This window comes from Enterobacter sp. BIGb0383, assembly GCF_003751845.1.
Classification (GTDB): domain Bacteria; phylum Pseudomonadota; class Gammaproteobacteria; order Enterobacterales; family Enterobacteriaceae; genus BIGb0383.
Genome location: NZ_RJKQ01000009.1, coordinates 19781 through 36008, shown reverse-complemented (window position 1 = coordinate 36008; position 16228 = coordinate 19781). Strand labels below are relative to the sequence as shown.

Annotated in this window: 17 protein-coding genes and 1 riboswitch; of the genes, 11 read left to right on the top strand and 6 right to left on the bottom strand. The window is 57.4% G+C overall.

All coding sequences use genetic code 11. The features are described from left to right. The first annotated feature begins 429 nt into the window (after nt 1-429). The gene (gene purH, locus EDF81_RS23475; RefSeq protein ID WP_123350597.1) at nt 430-2019 is read left to right on the top strand and encodes a bifunctional phosphoribosylaminoimidazolecarboxamide formyltransferase/IMP cyclohydrolase; all 1590 of its coding nucleotides are present in this window, start codon (nt 430-432) and stop codon (nt 2017-2019) included. A gap of 15 nt (nt 2020-2034) precedes the next feature. After that, a complete protein-coding gene (gene purD / locus EDF81_RS23470) occupies nt 2035-3327 on the top strand; it encodes a phosphoribosylamine--glycine ligase (protein ID WP_123350595.1) in 1293 nt (430 codons plus the stop codon). Between the two features lie 40 nt (nt 3328-3367). On the opposite strand, the gene EDF81_RS23465 is transcribed toward purD, so the two are convergent. The 6 genes from EDF81_RS23465 to nudC form a co-directional block, all read right to left on the bottom strand. Continuing rightward, a complete protein-coding gene (locus tag EDF81_RS23465) occupies nt 3368-4057 on the bottom strand; it encodes a DUF1481 domain-containing protein (protein ID WP_184999586.1) in 690 nt (229 codons plus the stop codon). A gap of 11 nt (nt 4058-4068) precedes the next feature. Beyond that, nucleotides 4069-4341: a nucleoid-associated protein HU-alpha gene (gene hupA / locus EDF81_RS23460; protein WP_002445246.1), complete on the bottom strand. Its 273-nt coding sequence runs from the start codon at nt 4339-4341 to the stop codon at nt 4069-4071. A 186-nt stretch (nt 4342-4527) separates the two neighbouring features. Continuing rightward, the gene (locus EDF81_RS23455) at nt 4528-5118 is read right to left on the bottom strand and encodes a YjaG family protein (RefSeq protein ID WP_123350592.1); all 591 of its coding nucleotides are present in this window, start codon (nt 5116-5118) and stop codon (nt 4528-4530) included. A 42-nt stretch (nt 5119-5160) separates the two neighbouring features. After that, complete coding sequence (gene nfi / locus EDF81_RS23450) at nt 5161-5832, bottom strand: deoxyribonuclease V (RefSeq protein ID WP_123350590.1); 672 nt, start codon at nt 5830-5832, stop codon at nt 5161-5163. 9 nt (nt 5833-5841) lie between these two features. Then, entirely contained in the window at nt 5842-6906 is a 1065-nt protein-coding gene (hemE, locus tag EDF81_RS23445) for a uroporphyrinogen decarboxylase (protein ID WP_123350588.1), read from the bottom strand. A 37-nt stretch (nt 6907-6943) separates the two neighbouring features. After that, entirely contained in the window at nt 6944-7717 is a 774-nt protein-coding gene (gene nudC, locus EDF81_RS23440; protein ID WP_123350586.1) for an NAD(+) diphosphatase, read from the bottom strand. A gap of 95 nt (nt 7718-7812) precedes the next feature. Between nudC and rsd the strand changes: the two genes are divergently transcribed. The 9 genes from rsd (at nt 7813) to EDF81_RS23395 (ending at nt 16226) form a co-directional block, all read left to right on the top strand. Continuing rightward, nucleotides 7813-8316 carry a sigma D regulator gene (rsd, locus tag EDF81_RS23435; RefSeq protein WP_123350584.1) on the top strand — a complete coding sequence of 168 codons (504 nt, stop codon included), beginning with the start codon at nt 7813-7815 and terminating at the stop codon, nt 8314-8316. Between the two features lie 87 nt (nt 8317-8403). After that, nucleotides 8404-8513: riboswitch (TPP riboswitch) on the top strand. 85 nt (nt 8514-8598) lie between these two features. After that, the gene (thiC, locus tag EDF81_RS23430) at nt 8599-10494 is read left to right on the top strand and encodes a phosphomethylpyrimidine synthase ThiC (protein ID WP_123350582.1); all 1896 of its coding nucleotides are present in this window, start codon (nt 8599-8601) and stop codon (nt 10492-10494) included. Continuing rightward, entirely contained in the window at nt 10494-11129 is a 636-nt protein-coding gene (gene thiE, locus EDF81_RS23425) for a thiamine phosphate synthase (RefSeq protein WP_123350580.1), read from the top strand. Before thiC ends, thiE begins: the two co-directional genes overlap by 1 nt. Beyond that, a complete protein-coding gene (locus tag EDF81_RS23420; RefSeq protein ID WP_123350578.1) occupies nt 11122-11877 on the top strand; it encodes a HesA/MoeB/ThiF family protein in 756 nt (251 codons plus the stop codon). The genes thiE and EDF81_RS23420 overlap by 8 nt, the downstream gene beginning before the upstream one ends. Beyond that, entirely contained in the window at nt 11861-12061 is a 201-nt protein-coding gene (gene thiS / locus EDF81_RS23415) for a sulfur carrier protein ThiS (protein WP_123350576.1), read from the top strand. Before EDF81_RS23420 ends, thiS begins: the two co-directional genes overlap by 17 nt. Nucleotide 12062: 1 nt before the next feature. Continuing rightward, on the top strand, nt 12063-12833 hold the full coding sequence (gene thiG / locus EDF81_RS23410) for a thiazole synthase (RefSeq protein ID WP_123350574.1): 771 nt from the start codon (nt 12063-12065) through the stop codon (nt 12831-12833). Then, nucleotides 12830-13963, top strand: a complete 1134-nt coding sequence (thiH, locus tag EDF81_RS23405; protein WP_123350572.1) for a 2-iminoacetate synthase ThiH — start codon at nt 12830-12832, stop codon at nt 13961-13963. The genes thiG and thiH overlap by 4 nt, the downstream gene beginning before the upstream one ends. Nucleotides 13964-14206: 243 nt before the next feature. Beyond that, nucleotides 14207-15748 carry a sensor domain-containing diguanylate cyclase gene (locus tag EDF81_RS23400; protein ID WP_123350570.1) on the top strand — a complete coding sequence of 514 codons (1542 nt, stop codon included), beginning with the start codon at nt 14207-14209 and terminating at the stop codon, nt 15746-15748. Nucleotides 15749-15920: 172 nt separating this feature from the next. After that, nucleotides 15921-16226 (top strand): PTS sugar transporter subunit IIB, encoded by a 306-nt coding sequence (locus tag EDF81_RS23395; protein ID WP_123350568.1) that lies wholly within the window; start codon nt 15921-15923, stop codon nt 16224-16226. Nucleotides 16227-16228 lie beyond the last annotated feature (2 nt).

Sequence of the window (16228 nt, the reverse complement as noted above, 5' to 3'; positions counted from 1 at the left end):
ACCTCATTTTTCAGAAGTTTTCTCTCGTCGACTCTGCGGTACATCGTGAAGTTGTTCACATGTTCCGTGTCGATGGAGGCGCATTATAGGGAGTTCTCTGACGCCCGCAATAGAAAAATGACAAAAAGATGACTGACTGCTGCATTCCACAGCAAAACGCGGGTTTATACCTTTTTACACACAGAGTTATCCACAAAAGCCAGTCACCACGCGGGTTGATCGTGCTCCGTCAGACCTTATAAAGGAAGTTATCTGGCGCGATCTTTAGGGGTGATAAAAAATCACGAGCGGTGCGCAAACGTTTTCGTTACAATGCCCGCGCAAAATTAACGCGCCCCGTCCGGGGCGTTAGCTGAATTCTGGGATCCTGAGGATCCGAAAATTCAGCTAACGCTCTCTGTAACGATCAAATCCTGGGGATTTACTACCATGCAACAACGTCGTCCAGTCCGCCGCGCTCTGCTCAGTGTTTCTGATAAAGCCGGTATCGTCGAATTCGCACAGGCTCTCTCTCAGCGCGGCGTCGAGCTGCTCTCTACAGGTGGTACCGCACGCCTGCTCGCAGATAAAGGCCTGCCGGTCACCGAAGTCTCCGATTACACCGGCTTCCCGGAAATGATGGATGGACGCGTTAAGACCCTGCACCCGAAAGTGCACGGCGGCATCCTGGGCCGTCGCGGTCAGGATGATGCGATCATGGCAGAACATGCGATCGCGCCGATCGATATGGTGGTCGTGAACCTTTACCCGTTTGCTCAGACCGTCGCGCGCGAAGGCTGCTCCCTGGAAGACGCGGTCGAGAACATCGATATCGGCGGCCCGACCATGGTGCGCTCCGCCGCCAAGAACCATAAGGACGTTGCCATCGTCGTTAAGAGCAGCGACTACGCTTCTATTATTAGTGAGATGGATACCCACGACGGTTCCCTGACCCTGGAAACCCGTTTTGACCTCGCGATTAAAGCCTTCGAACATACCGCCGCCTATGACAGTATGATCGCTAACTACTTCGGCAGCCTGGTTCCGGCGTATCACGGCGAAAGCAAAGAACCTGCCGGTCGCTTCCCGCGTACCCTGAATCTGAACTTTATTAAGAAGCAGGATATGCGCTATGGCGAGAACAGCCATCAGCAGGCTGCCTTCTATATAGAAGAAGAAATTAACGAAGCCTCCGTTGCCACCGCGCAGCAGCTGCAGGGCAAAGCACTCTCCTATAACAATATCGCCGATACCGATGCAGCCCTTGAGTGTGTTAAAGAGTTCGATGAACCTGCCTGCGTCATTGTGAAGCACGCCAACCCGTGTGGCGTTGCCGTGGGCGGTTCCGTTCTCGACGCTTACGACCGCGCGTACAAGACCGACCCGACCTCCGCTTTCGGTGGCATCATTGCCTTTAACCGCGAGCTGGACGTCGAAACCGCGCAGGCGATTATCTCCCGTCAGTTCGTTGAGGTGATCATTGCCCCGTCCGCCAGTGAAGAAGCCCTGAAAGTCACCGCCGCGAAACAGAACGTCCGCGTCCTGATTTGCGGCCAGTGGGCGCAGCGCGTGCCGGGACTGGATTTCAAACGTGTTAACGGCGGCCTGCTGGTTCAGGATCGCGATCTGGGCATGGTGACTGCCGGTGAGCTGCGCGTGGTGACTAAGCGTCAGCCGAGCGAGCAGGAGCTGCGCGATGCGCTGTTCTGCTGGAAGGTGGCGAAATTCGTGAAATCCAACGCCATTGTTTACGCTAAAGAGAATATGACCATCGGTATAGGTGCAGGCCAGATGAGCCGCGTTTACTCGGCGAAGATCGCCGGGATCAAAGCCGGTGATGAAGGACTGGAAGTGAAAGGCTCCGCCATGGCCTCCGATGCCTTCTTCCCGTTCCGCGACGGTATTGATGCCGCAGCCGCCGTTGGCGTGAGCTGCGTGATCCAGCCGGGTGGTTCGATCCGCGACGACGAAGTGATTGCCGCCGCAGACGAGCACGGCATCGCGATGATCTTCACCGATATGCGTCACTTCCGCCATTAATTCACGGAGCAGACAATGAAAGTATTAGTGATTGGTAACGGCGGCCGCGAGCACGCCCTGGCGTGGAAAGCAGCTCAGTCGCCGCTGGTTGATACCGTTTTCGTTGCGCCAGGTAATGCCGGCACGGCGCTGGAACCCACCCTGCAAAATGTGGCTATCGGCGTAACGGATATCCCTGGCCTGCTGAGCTTCGCGCAAAATGAAAAAATCGATCTGACCATCGTCGGTCCGGAAGCACCGCTGGTGATTGGCGTGGTTAACGCATTCCGCGCTGCCGGGCTGAAGATCTTCGGTCCAACTGAAGGTGCGGCGCAGCTGGAAGGCTCCAAAGCCTTTACCAAAGATTTCCTCGCCCGCCATAACATCCCGACGGCCGAATACCAGAACTTCACCGAAGTGGAACCGGCCCTGGCGTATCTGCGCGAGAAAGGCGCGCCTATCGTAATCAAGGCCGACGGCCTTGCTGCCGGTAAAGGCGTGATCGTCGCGATGACCCTCGGCGAAGCCGAAGCGGCGGTAAACGATATGCTGGCAGGCAACGCCTTTGGCGATGCGGGTCACCGTATCGTGATCGAGGAGTTCCTCGACGGGGAAGAAGCCAGCTTTATTGTGATGGTTGATGGTGAGCACGTGCTGCCGATGGCCACCAGCCAGGATCACAAGCGCGTTGGCGACGGCGACAGCGGCCCGAATACCGGCGGCATGGGCGCCTACTCTCCGGCTCCCGTGGTCACTGATGAAGTCCATCAGCGCACCATGGAACGTATTATCTGGCCAACCGTGCGCGGCATGGCGGCGGAAGGCAATACCTATACCGGTTTCCTGTATGCCGGGCTGATGATCGACAAGCAGGGCAACCCGAAGGTGATTGAATTCAACTGCCGCTTTGGCGATCCGGAAACTCAGCCCATCATGCTGCGCATGCAGTCTGACCTGGTCGAACTTTGTCTGGCCGCCTGCGAAGGCAAGCTGGACGAGAAAACCTCAGAGTGGGACCCGCGCGCTTCTCTGGGCGTGGTGATCGCTGCCGGAGGTTATCCGGGCGACTATCACACTGGTGATGTGATCCACGGCCTGCCGCTGGAAGAAGTTGCCGACGGTAAAGTCTTCCATGCCGGAACCCGACTCTCTGATGACGAGCAGGTGCTGACCAGCGGTGGTCGCGTGCTTTGTGTGACGGCGCTGGGCGATACCGTGGCACAGGCACAGCAACAGGCCTATGCCCTGATGACGAATATTCACTGGGACGGCAGCTTCAGCCGCAAGGATATTGGTTATCGTGCAATAGCACGTGAGCAGGGTAAGTAAGTCATCCCGTCAACTCCCTCTCGCAGCCGCGAGGGGGAAACTAGAAGTTCTTTTCCATCGGCTGCCAGTGGCAATAATCTTCGTTCGCCACCAGTAAAAGCTGCGCACCTTCAGGCGCTTCAAGCCAGGCGATACTTACCGCAAGCGAAGAGCGCTCCTGTCGCCGTTTAATATGATTCAGCGCGATACTATCCAGAGCAGGACGAAGTGTCTGGCCTTCACAGGTCGTCACGGTGCCATCGGGCTGCCATCGGCCCTGACGCAGCACAACACGCCCCTGACGCAGCGCATCGCTGGTCTGGCGGATCTGTTCACCGCGGTAGCGATACAACGCAACCCGATCGCTTGAAAGCTGCTGTTTTTGATCGCCCGTCTCACGCTGCATAAAACTCAGCTCGCCACGATCGTCAAACCGTACGCGGATATGTTCCCGTGGTTTACCGTAGATATTGAGTTCAATCAGCGACAGGGTATCGCCCTGCCAGCGGTATTCACCGGTCGAGGTCTCGCCGTTACGCCACGGACTGAATACCGTCAGCAAGCGTACCTCATCTGCGGAATCTTTACGCCAGATACGTACCGCACCCTGATCGTCGGCATAGCCGCTGGCGGTAAAAGGGGGAAGCGAGGATGTACTGCTGCAGGCAGCCAGCAGCATGATTCCAGGAATCAGTGCCAGACGCCAGATGGACAAAAGGGGCGAAGCCGCCCCTTTAGCAAAACTGTTCACTGCCACGCGTCTTACTTAACTGCGTCTTTCAGTGCTTTACCAGAAACAAATGCCGGCACGTTAGCTGCGGCGATTTTGATTTCTTTACCGGTCTGCGGGTTGCGGCCAGTGCGCTCAGCGCGGTGGTTCACTTTGAAGGTACCGAAACCAACCAGTTGTACAGCATCGCCTTCTTTCAGAGACTCAGTAATAGCAGCCAGGGTGGATTCCAGTGCAGCTTTCGCCTGCACTTTAGACAGGTCAGCCTTGTCTGCAATTACATCAATCAGTTGAGTCTTGTTCATAAGTTATCCTTACAATGTGTTTATCGCTTGCTAAGCATCGAGTGCGACGGAAATGCCTCAAAAGCACTCTCCTGCGTACACGCACCGATAGCCACTTATTTTCGCCCCCCAAATGTAGACCAGACGGGGGTGGGAAGGGAAGCCTTCAGTCGCGACAATTCAGGCTGTAAATCACGTTTTATTGCCTTATTGGTTAAAATTTATACCAATGTTGCTCTCACCCGCTTCCCGCAGGTCGGCACGCAGCCCTTTTATCAGTTCAACGTCGCGTTCTTCACAGGCTGCCAGCAGGCGGAAAATCTCCCACTGAATGTCCCATTCTTGCTCAACGGCGGGGTTAGCTTTGAGCTCTTCATCGGTCATTTCCCGACCTTCACCGGTCATTTCCAGCATCGCGACCGTGGTGATTGAGGTTTCGCTCACCTCAATCGCATGCTCCAGCGTTTCACCGCTAAGGCGGGAGTGGATTAATTCGCTCAGGGCAACGCAGGCGTCGATAGCCGGATAGACACCGTACATATCGTAATCGTCCGCCTGAGGGATAGCTTCTTCCAGCTTTTCCAGCTGGCTGTCAAAGTTCACCTTCGCGTCTTTGACCGTCAGGGTTTCCCATATCAGGTCGAGGATCCGCCGGTAAAGCTGACCATCAGCAAACCCGGTCTCTTTGCAGAACATGGCATAGTTGGGATACATGCGCTCACACAGGCAGGCCATAAAGGTGACGTGCTGCCAGCTTTCCAGCTTTTCCAGACGCAGATGAATCGGGTTCTGTAACATGATGAAGTCTCAGGATCGTAAATTAGCGGCAGTGTACCTGAATCAGAGCTGATTTTCCTGCCAACGGATAAACCCAGGGCGTCGGGACGCGACCGCATCGGCCCAGCGTGTCGGCTCCGGCAGACGATAGCCCTTCATACAGCGCTGTACCCACATCAGCGCGCTGTCCAGACTCACGCGATGCCCCGTCGAGACAAACAGCGGGTTACAGCGCGCTTTGCTGCGCCACACCCACGCCAGTTGCTCGTTTTTATCCATCAGCGGGGCAACAGCGCCTGTATCCGCAGAGGGAAGCTCGAACTTGCCGCACAGGCGTTTCTTCGCCACCCCAATGGTGGGCACGTCCACCAGCAGGCCAAAATGGCTGGCAACGCCCAGGCGACGCGGATGAGAAATACCGTGACCATCCACAAACAGCAGATCGGGTTTTTGTGAGAGTTGCTCCCACGCTGCCAGCAGCGCGGGATATTCACGGAAGGAGAGAAAGCCGGGGATATAGGGCATGGTGGTAGCGATACGCGCTACCTTATATTCGACCAGCTCCAGCGAGGGATACCGCAGCAGCACCATCGCGGCTCGCGTCACTTCTCCGCCCTGCTCAAATCCGACATCCGCACCGGCAATCAATTCCGGCGGGTTCTTCTCCGGGCAATCCTCACGGATGACCGAAGCGGCAAGTTCAATTTGCTGAGCGCGTAGCGACGCGAGATCCATAATCACTCCTTACTTGTGGTACTGAGCCGAAAGCCGGTGCACCGCCTCCACAAATGCGCCAGCGTGTTCCGGCGGGACGTCCTGATGAATACCGTGGCCGAGGTTAAAGACATGGCCTTCCCCCTCACCGAAGCCCGCGAGAATACCCGCGACTTCCTCTTCGATACGCGCCGGCGGTGCATAGAGCATGGACGGGTCCATATTGCCCTGCAGCGCCACTTTATCGCCCACCCGACGACGGGCGTCGGCGATATCGGTGGTCCAGTCAAGCCCCAGCGCGTCGCAGCCGGTCGCCGCCATCGCTTCCAGCCACTGGCCGCCGCCTTTAGTGAACAGCGTTACCGGCACGCGACGGCCTTCGTTTTCACGCAGCAGGCCATCAATAATTTTATGCATGTAGTACAGGGAGAACTGCTGATAATCACGCCCGGTCAGTACCCCGCCCCAGGTGTCAAAAATCATCACCGACTGGGCACCTGCGCGGATCTGCGCGTTCAGGTACAGGGTGACGCTTTTCGCCAGCTTATCAAGCAGCGTGTGCAGCGTTTGCGGGTCGGCGTACATCATCTTTTTAATCACGGTGAAGGCTTTACTGCTGCCGCCTTCCACCATATAGGTCGCCAGCGTCCACGGGCTGCCGGAGAAGCCGATCAGCGGCACTTCGCCTTTCAGCTCGCGGCGGATGGTGCGCACCGCGTTCATCACGTAGCCCAGCTCCTGTTCAGGATCGGGGATCGGCAGTTTGTCGACGTCGGCTTTACCGGTGATGGGCGAGGAGAAGCGTGGGCCTTCGCCCGCTTCAAAATAGAGCCCAAGGCCCATCGCATCGGGAATGGTCAGAATATCCGAGAAGAGGATCGCCGCATCCAGCGGGTAGCGGCGCAGAGGCTGGAGCGTAACTTCGCAGGCCAGCTCGGCGTTTTTGCACAGGGACATAAAGTCGCCCGCGACGGCTCGGGTGGCTTTGTACTCCGGTAAATAGCGCCCCGCCTGGCGCATCATCCATACCGGGGTAACATCAACGGGCTGGCGCAGCAGCGCACGCAGATAACGATCGTTCTTCAGTTCGGTCATTTTGCAGTTCCTTAATGCGTCAGCGCGTAGTGTACCATCACTCGTACTCGGCCCGACACAGCGCCACGGTATCTTCAATCAGGCGACGCGCCACGGTGCCCGGCGGCGGCAACAGCGGGAGATCGTCATAACGATACCAGTTTGCTTCCAGCAGCTCTTTTTGATCGATAACGATTTCGCCGCTGTCATATTCGGCCATAAAGGCGGTCATTAAAGACTGCGGGAACGGCCAGGGCTGAGAAGTCACGTAGCGGAGGTTTTTGACTTTAATGCTGCTCTCTTCCATCACCTCACGGGCCACGGCCTGCTCAAGCGTTTCGCCCACTTCGACAAATCCGGCCAGCACGGTGTGAATACCGTTGCGATGGCGGGTATGCTGCGCCAGCAGGATTTTGTCGTCGCGGCGAATGGCGACGATAATGCAGGGCGCAATCTGTGGGTAGTAGCGCTCCCGACAGAGGCTGCACAGCATCGCCCATTCTGTTTTACTCGGATGCATGCCGTGCCCGCAGTAGCCGCAGAACTTATGCGAACGATAAAACTCGGCGAGCTGAACCCCGCGTCCGGCAAGCTGGAAAAGCCCCACATCCTGATCGATAACCTGACGAACCGATCCCATATCCTGGCGGCGATTCTGCTGCACCAGCCAGACGGGATCGCCCTGCCACTCACCGATCTGTAATGCGCGCTGCCCCACAAGATCGAAATTTCCTGCCTCCCCATATGGTAATTCACCGCCGGGCAACCATAATTTTTGTTCATGGCTGACGATCCACCAGCCACGATCTGCATTTTCGATAAGACGATCCATAATTTATTGCACTACCTTAGTTTCACTGGCATTTTCAATATTCTTTTCACATTCTGGGTGAGCAGTACTTTTCGCTTAAAATCACGGAGTTGACCATGTTAAACCAGTTAGAAAGTCTGACAGAACGCCTTGGCGGCAGTAATGAACTTGTCGATCACTGGTTTCGTGTACGTAAGCAGCTGCTCGTCGCGTACTACAATCTGGTTGGTATTAAGCCTGGCAAAGAATCCTTCGTCCGTCTGAACGAGAAAGCGCTGGACGATTTTTGCCAGAACCTGGTGGATTATCTGTCCGCCGGGCATTTCAATATTTATGAACGCATTATCAGCGGAATGGAAGGGAGTAGCCCACTTTCTGCAGCAACAAGACTCTATCCGCTCCTGGAAGCGAATACTCAGCAGCTAATGGAGTATTACGATTCGAGTCTGGAAAATGCCATCGATCACGACAACTGCATCGAATTCCAGCAGGCGCTGTCTGGCATTGGCGAAGCCCTGGCCGCGCGCTTTGCGCTGGAAGATGAGCTGGTCCTGCTGGCGTTTGACCATAACCTGCACGCCAGCGCCAACGATGAAAGCATCGTTGCACGCCCGGCTTGAGTTCTGATGCGTTAACGCGTAGTTTACATAAGCCCCTTCAATGGAAGGGGTTCACTGAGTCTTGTTCCGCATGTGAGCAATACTGAGTTTTTCTTGTCGGAGTGCCCAGTGCGCGAGCACGGGCTGAGACCGTTAATTCGGGATCCGCGGAACCTGATCGGGTTAAGACCTGCGAAGGGAACAAGAGTAATTCTGCACGGGGCTCTTCCCGTGGGCAGATCATATCTATTACTCCATCCGTCGTCTGACAAGCCATGTCCTTTACTACTACTGGAATGCGCTATGTCTACAACAAAACTGTCCCGCCGCGAACAACGCGAGCACGCCCAACGCTTTATCGACACCTTAGAAGGCACGGCCTTCCCTCGCTCACAGCGTATCTATATCAGCGGTGAGCAGGCGGATATCCGCGTCCCGATGCGTGAGATCCAGCTTAGCCCGACGCTTATCGGCGGCGCGCAGGACAATCCGCAGTATGAAGAAAACGAGCCGGTACCGGTGTATGACACATCCGGTCCCTACGGCGATCCGGACATTGCGATTGACGTCCGCCAGGGGCTGGAGAAACTGCGCCAGCCATGGATCGACGCCCGCAGCGACACCGAATCCCTTTCCGGGCTCAGCTCTGCATACACCAACGAGCGACTGGCGGACGACACCCTGGATAACCTGCGTTTTAGCGGTCTGCTGACGCCGAAACGGGCGAAAGCCGGTCAGTGCGTCACCCAGCTTCACTACGCCCGCAAAGGCATCGTCACGCCGGAGATGACCTTTATCGCCATTCGCGAAAATATGGGCCGCGAGCGCATCCGCAGCGAAGTCCTGCGCCAGCAGCACCCGGGCGAAGGCTTTGGTGCCCGCCTGCCGGAAAATATCACCCCGGAATTTGTTCGCGACGAAGTCGCCGCCGGTCGCGCCATTATTCCCGCCAATATTAACCACCCTGAATCGGAGCCGATGATTATCGGCCGCAACTTCCTGGTTAAAGTGAACGCCAATATCGGCAACTCGGCGGTCACCTCCTCTATTGAAGAGGAAGTGGAAAAACTGGTCTGGTCCACCCGCTGGGGCGCAGACACGGTGATGGATCTTTCCACCGGCCGCTATATTCACGAAACCCGCGAATGGATCCTGCGTAACAGCCCGGTCCCGATCGGCACCGTCCCGATCTATCAGGCGCTGGAGAAGGTCAACGGGATCGCCGAGGATCTAACATGGGAAGCCTTCCGCGATACGCTACTGGAGCAGGCCGAGCAGGGCGTGGACTACTTCACCATTCATGCAGGCGTGCTGCTGCGCTATGTCCCGATGACTGCGAAGCGCCTGACCGGCATCGTCTCTCGCGGCGGTTCGATTATGGCGAAATGGTGCCTCTCTCATCATCAGGAAAACTTCCTCTATCAGCACTTCCGCGAAATCTGTGAAATCTGCGCCGCCTATGATGTCTCCCTCTCACTCGGCGACGGCCTGCGTCCGGGATCGATCCAGGACGCTAACGATGAAGCCCAGTTTGCCGAGCTGCATACCCTCGGGGAGCTGACCAAAATTGCCTGGGAGTATGATGTCCAGGTGATGATTGAAGGCCCGGGCCACGTTCCGATGCAGATGATCCGTCGCAATATGACCGAAGAGCTGGAGCACTGCCACGAAGCGCCGTTCTATACGCTGGGACCGTTGACCACCGATATCGCGCCGGGCTACGACCACTTCACCTCCGGGATTGGGGCCGCGATGATCGGCTGGTTCGGCTGCGCCATGCTGTGCTACGTCACGCCGAAAGAGCACCTTGGCCTGCCGAATAAAGAGGATGTGAAACAGGGTCTGATCACCTACAAGATTGCGGCCCACGCCGCCGATCTTGCTAAAGGCCATCCGGGCGCGCAGATCCGCGATAACGCCATGTCCAAAGCACGTTTCGAATTCCGCTGGGAAGATCAGTTTAACCTCGCTCTGGATCCTTTCACCGCCCGAGCCTATCACGACGAAACCCTGCCGCAGGAGTCCGGCAAAGTGGCCCACTTCTGCTCCATGTGCGGACCCAAATTTTGCTCGATGAAAATCAGCCAGGAGGTCCGCGACTATGCGGCGAAACAGGTGATTGAAGTCGGCATGGCCGATATGTCCGATAACTTCCGCGCCAGAGGCGGCGAAATCTACCTCAAAAAAGAGGAGGCATAATGTACCTGCCTGACTTTCCCCCGGTCCCATTGCGGCTGGGACTCTATCCTGTCGTCGATAGCGTAGAGTGGATTGAACGCCTGCTGGAGGCGGGCGTACGCACGATCCAGCTACGGATCAAAGATAAGCGTGATAGTGAGGTGGAAGCCGACGTGATGGCCGCCATTGCGCTGGGACGTCGCTATAACGCCCGACTCTTTATCAACGATTACTGGCAGCTGGCCGTTAAACATCAGGCTTACGGTGTCCATCTGGGTCAGGAAGACCTGGAAACGACCGATCTCAGCGCGATTCGCGCGGCGGGCCTGCGGCTGGGCGTCTCCACCCACGACGATATGGAAATCGACGTGGCGCTGGCGGCGCGTCCGTCTTATATCGCTCTCGGCCACGTTTTCCCGACGCAGACCAAGCAGATGCCCTCTGCGCCGCAGGGTGTGGCGCAGCTGGCGCAGCATATTCGTCGCCTGGCCGACTATCCGACCGTCGCCATTGGCGGCATTAGCCTTGAGCGTGCCCCTGAGGTGCTGGCAACCGGCGTCGGCAGCATTGCCGTCGTCAGCGCCATCACCCATGCACAGGACTGGGAAGCAGCAACGGTACAGCTCCTGAAGCTGGCAGGAGCAGGCGATGAATGACAGCGACTTTATGCGCTACAGCCGCCAGATCCTGCTGGAGGATATCGCCATTGAAGGCCAGCAGAAACTGCTCGCCAGCCGGGTACTGATCGTCGGCCTCGGCGGTTTAGGTGCGCCAGCGGCGCTATATCTGGCGGGCGCGGGGATCGGCACGCTGGTGCTGGCGGACGATGACGAGGTGCATCTCAGCAATCTGCAGCGGCAGATCCTCTTCACCCATCAGGATGTCGCCCGGCCCAAAGCGCAAACCGCGCAGCAGCGACTGCAGGCGCTTAATCCGGATATTGCGCTTATCGCTCTGCCGGAAAGGCTCAGCGGCGAGCGACTGCACTGCGAGGTCGCTCGCGCCGACGTGGTGCTGGACTGTAGCGATAATATGGCCACGCGCCAGGCCATCAACGCCGCCTGCATTGCGCTGGATACCCCGCTGGTGACCGCCAGCGCCGTCGGCTTTGCCGGGCAGATGATGGTCCTGACGCCGCCGTGGAGCCAGGGATGCTACCGCTGTCTGTGGCCAGAGGATGTCGAACCCGAGCGCAACTGCAGTACCGCAGGTATTGTCGGCCCGGTGGTGGGCGTGATGGGCACATTACAGGCGCTGGAAGCCATCAAACTGCTGAGCGAGATGGAGACCGCACGCAATGAACTCCGCCTGTTTGACGGGCGCTCAGGCCACTGGCGGCATCTGGCGCTGCACCGCGCCGAAACCTGCCCGGTATGCGGAGGTCAGCATGCGGATCCTGTTTAACGATGACCCCATGCAGTGCGCCGACGGGCTCACCGTCGCCGCCCTGCTCGACCAGCTTGGTCAGTTAAAACCCGGCGTCGCGCTGGCGCTGAATCAACAGATCCTGCCCCGCGACCAGTGGGCGTTTCAGCAGGTTAACGAGGACGATCGGATCCTGCTTTTTCAGGTGATCGCCGGAGGCTAAGATGTTACGTATTGCAGATAAAACCTTTGATTCACATCTCTTTACCGGTACAGGCAAGTTCGCCTCACCGTCGCTGATGGTGGACGCCATCCGCGCATCCGGCAGCCAGCTGGTCACCCTGGCAATGAAACGCGTGGATTTACGTCAGCACAATGACGCGATCCTGGCCCCGCTGCTGGCAGCGGGCGTCACGCTGCTGCCGAATACCTCCGGCGCGAAAACCGCCGAGGAAGCGGTATTTGCCGCCCGGCTGGCACGTGAAGCGCTGGGCACCCGCTGGCTGAAACTGGAGATCCATCCCGATGCCCGCTGGCTCTTGCCGGATCCCATTGAAACCCTGAAGGCGGCCACGCTGCTGGTTAAAGAGGGCTTTGTGGTACTGCCCTACTGCGGAGCCGATCCGGTGCTGTGCAAACGGCTGGAGGAAGTGGGTTGCGCAGCGGTGATGCCGCTGGGTGCACCAATTGGCTCTAACCAGGGTCTGGAAACCCGGGCCATGCTGGAGATTATTATTGCCCAGGCCACCGTACCGGTCGTGGTGGATGCGGGGATTGGCGTACCCAGCCACGCCGCACAGGCGCTGGAGATGGGTGCCGACGCGGTGCTGGTCAATACGGCGATAGCCGTCGCCGACGATCCGGTTGTCATGGCGCAGGCCTTCCGACTGGCGGTGGAAGCGGGCTTACTGGCGCGTCAGGCCGGACCGGGTTCGCGAAGTACACAGGCGCAGGCCACCAGCCCACTGACGGGCTTCCTGGAGGTGCTCTCATGACCACCTTCACCGACCGCTGGCGGCAGCTCAACTGGGACGATATTCGCCTGCGGATCAACAGCAAAACGTCCGCCGATGTCGAGCGGGCCTTACAGACTCGCCAGCCAACCCGCGACGATATGATGGCGCTACTCTCTCCCGCCGCTGACGCCTTTCTGGAGCCGATGGCGCAGCGGGCACAGCGGCTTACCCGCCAGCGCTTCGGCAACACGGTAAGCTTTTACGTCCCGCTCTACCTCTCCAACCTCTGCGCCAACGACTGCACCTACTGTGGCTTCTCCATGAGCAACCGCATTAAGCGTAAGACTCTGGACGAGAACGAAATTCTCCGCGAGTGCGACGCCATCCGTGAGATGGGTTTTGAGCATCTGCTGCTGGTGACCGGCGAACATCAGGGCAAGGTCGGCATGGACTATTTCCGCCAGCACGTCCCTGCCATCCGCCGTCGCTTTGCCTCGCTGCAGATGGAGGTACAGCCCCTGGCGCAGGAAGAGTATGCCGAGCTGAAAACCCTCGGACTGGACGGGGTGATGGTCTACCAGGAGACGTATCATGAGGCGGTCTACGCCCGGCACCACCTGAAGGGGAAAAAGCAGGACTTTTTCTGGCGGCTGGAAACGCCGGACAGGCTTGGCCGGGCCGGGATCGATAAGATCGGACTGGGCGCGCTGATTGGCCTGTCCGATAGCTGGCGCGTCGACTGCTTTATGCTGGCAGAGCATCTTCTCTGGCTCCAGCAGCACTACTGGCAGACCCGCTATTCAATCTCCTTCCCGCGTCTGCGCCCCTGCGCGGGTGGCATTGCCCCGGCTTCGCTAATGGATGAGCGCCAGCTGGTGCAAACCATCTGCGCTTTCCGTCTGCTGGCACCGGAAGTGGAGCTGTCTCTCTCCACCCGCGAGTCGCCACAGTTCCGCGACCGGGTGATCCCACTGGCGATCAACAATGTAAGCGCATTCTCAAAAACGCAGCCGGGCGGCTACGCCGATAATCATCCTGAACTGGAGCAGTTTGCTCCGCACGATGAGCGACGACCTGAAGAGGTCGCCCGTGCGCTGGAGCTTAGCGGCCTGCAGCCCGTCTGGAAGGACTGGGATAGCTATCTGGGACGCGCTACGCATTCAGCGTGAAAGAAAAGTAACCGCATAAAACGGCTTTCGCCCACGTGCGCAATACGGATAATGGGACGTCGCATCAGCGCGTCCCATTTTTTATGCTGAGCGGGTCGGTCAAGGAGGCTGACCAGGGCGATGCATTTTCCTCTCCTGTCGCCCTGCCCTCAATGGAGATAACGGCATGTGAAAGGGATATATTGTTCCCCCCCGCATGGGATCTCTTATAATCACCTCGTTACCCTGAGTGAATAACAGGTTATGAAAATCCATAGCAGAAAACTGTCGTTTACAAGGCCGATTCTGGCGAGTTTCTCCGGTATCCTGGTGAGCTTTATCCTGATTGCTGCGGCGGTGATACTGAGCCAGCGCAAAGATATTCTCGACGACTACCACAGCATGAACCGTAACTTTACCCATAACCTTGCAGTGCTCTATACCGCGTCGGTTCTGCGCGAGAATGAGCATATGCTCGACCGCGCCGCAGGCTTTCTTTCCCACAACGACGAGCTAAACAGTACCGTCATTACGGACAGAAAAAAGGGGCTACAGCAGCTAATGCAGCTCCTGGTGCTGATGCCTTCGGTCTCTTCGATTTCCGTGGCGGATGTTGACGGTCATTATCTGCGGGCGCCGGAAATCCGCACATCGGCCAATGAACCAGCGATCGATGTCAAAAGCCGCCCCTGGTTTGCCCATCAGGCGGAAGCCAGCATGTTCAGCCACTACACCTCAACCTATACCGATTACTTTACCCATCGTTCGACCATCAGCCTGTATAAGCCGGTGATCTCTCCGGAAGGCAATCTGAAAGGTACTCTGGCTTTTCACCTCGATCTTACTTCGATGGGCTATACGCTGCGCCAGATGAAGGCACCGGTACAGGGTGAGTTTTTTGTCGTCGATCGCCAGGGGCAAGTCCTGCTCCATCCGGATACCGGCGCAATGTTCCGCCACGCGATCGGTACAGACTTGATGGAGAGCATGACCAGCGGCGAAGGCGCCATTTATGACCAGAAAAGCCAGACCTGGTACTACTACTACGCCTTTACCAACCCGGGATGGTTTGTGATTTATAACGTCTCTGACGCCACGCTCAGCGACCTGGCCCGCCACGAAACCCTGATCGTCATCTGGGGATTCGGGATGGCTGCCGTGGTGATTGTGCTGTTTGGCCTCTACCTGCGCCACAGTGCCAGCGGCGTGCTGATGAATATTATTAACGCCATCAAAACGGGCGATATTAAACAGACGCCGAAGCTGGAAGCCATGCTCAGCACCGCGATCAGGAACAGCAAAGCGCGTGAGCAGGCTTATCAACGGCAGGCGACTATCGATGCGCTGACCGGCTGTCGCAACCGCGGCGCTTTTGATAAGGATATTGCCGCACTGGTTGCACAGGGTCATCCCTTCGCGCTGGCGCTGGTTGATATCGACAATTTCAAATCCATCAATGATACCTGGGGCCATCTCAACGGCGATATCGTCCTGCGTAACGTGGCGCGCGAAGGTATTCAGGTGATGCAGCCCCATGCCGTCTCCGTCTATCGCTACGGTGGCGAAGAGTTCGCGGTCCTGTTTGCGGAGCCCCTGCTGGAACAGGCTGAATCCCTGCTTAACGACTGGCGTCTTAACGTTACCCGGCGCGACTGGCGGGAAGAGGGTCTGCATGTCACCTTTAGCGGCGGGCTGGGCGAATGGCGTATGGAGCCGCCTGAACAGCTTATCGCAACGGTCGATGAAGCGCTCTACAAGGCCAAGCAGCAGGGAAAAAATCGCATTCTTATCGCTTCCCCCCGTTAGTTCCGATCCGCTCCGGTGGGTCTTTTGGCTTTAATGCTTCCAGCCATGCAACCGGTTTCAGTACGAAAAACCTTTCTTTGTGATGTTTTACACACAATTACGGCAAAGCGGTTGTTCAACCCTCTGGGGCGGGATAAAGATGGCGTACTGAAGGGAACCATTGAGGCGAAATATGAAAAACATCGTTTTATGCTGTGCTGCAGGTATGTCCACCAGCATGCTGGTTCAACGTATGAAAGACGCAGCGCAAAAGAAAGGCGTTGAGGTCTCCATCAAGGCCGTGCCGGTCGCTGAATTTAAAGACAATATTGCCACCGCCGATATCGTGCTGCTGGGTCCGCAGGTGAAGTACGAACTGGCGAACCTGCAGATGCAGGCCGACCCGCTGGGTAAAAAAGTCGCGGTGATCGATATGATGGATTACGGCATGATGAAAGGCGATGTCGTTCTCGAGAAAGCCCTCAAGCTGATGGAGTAAGC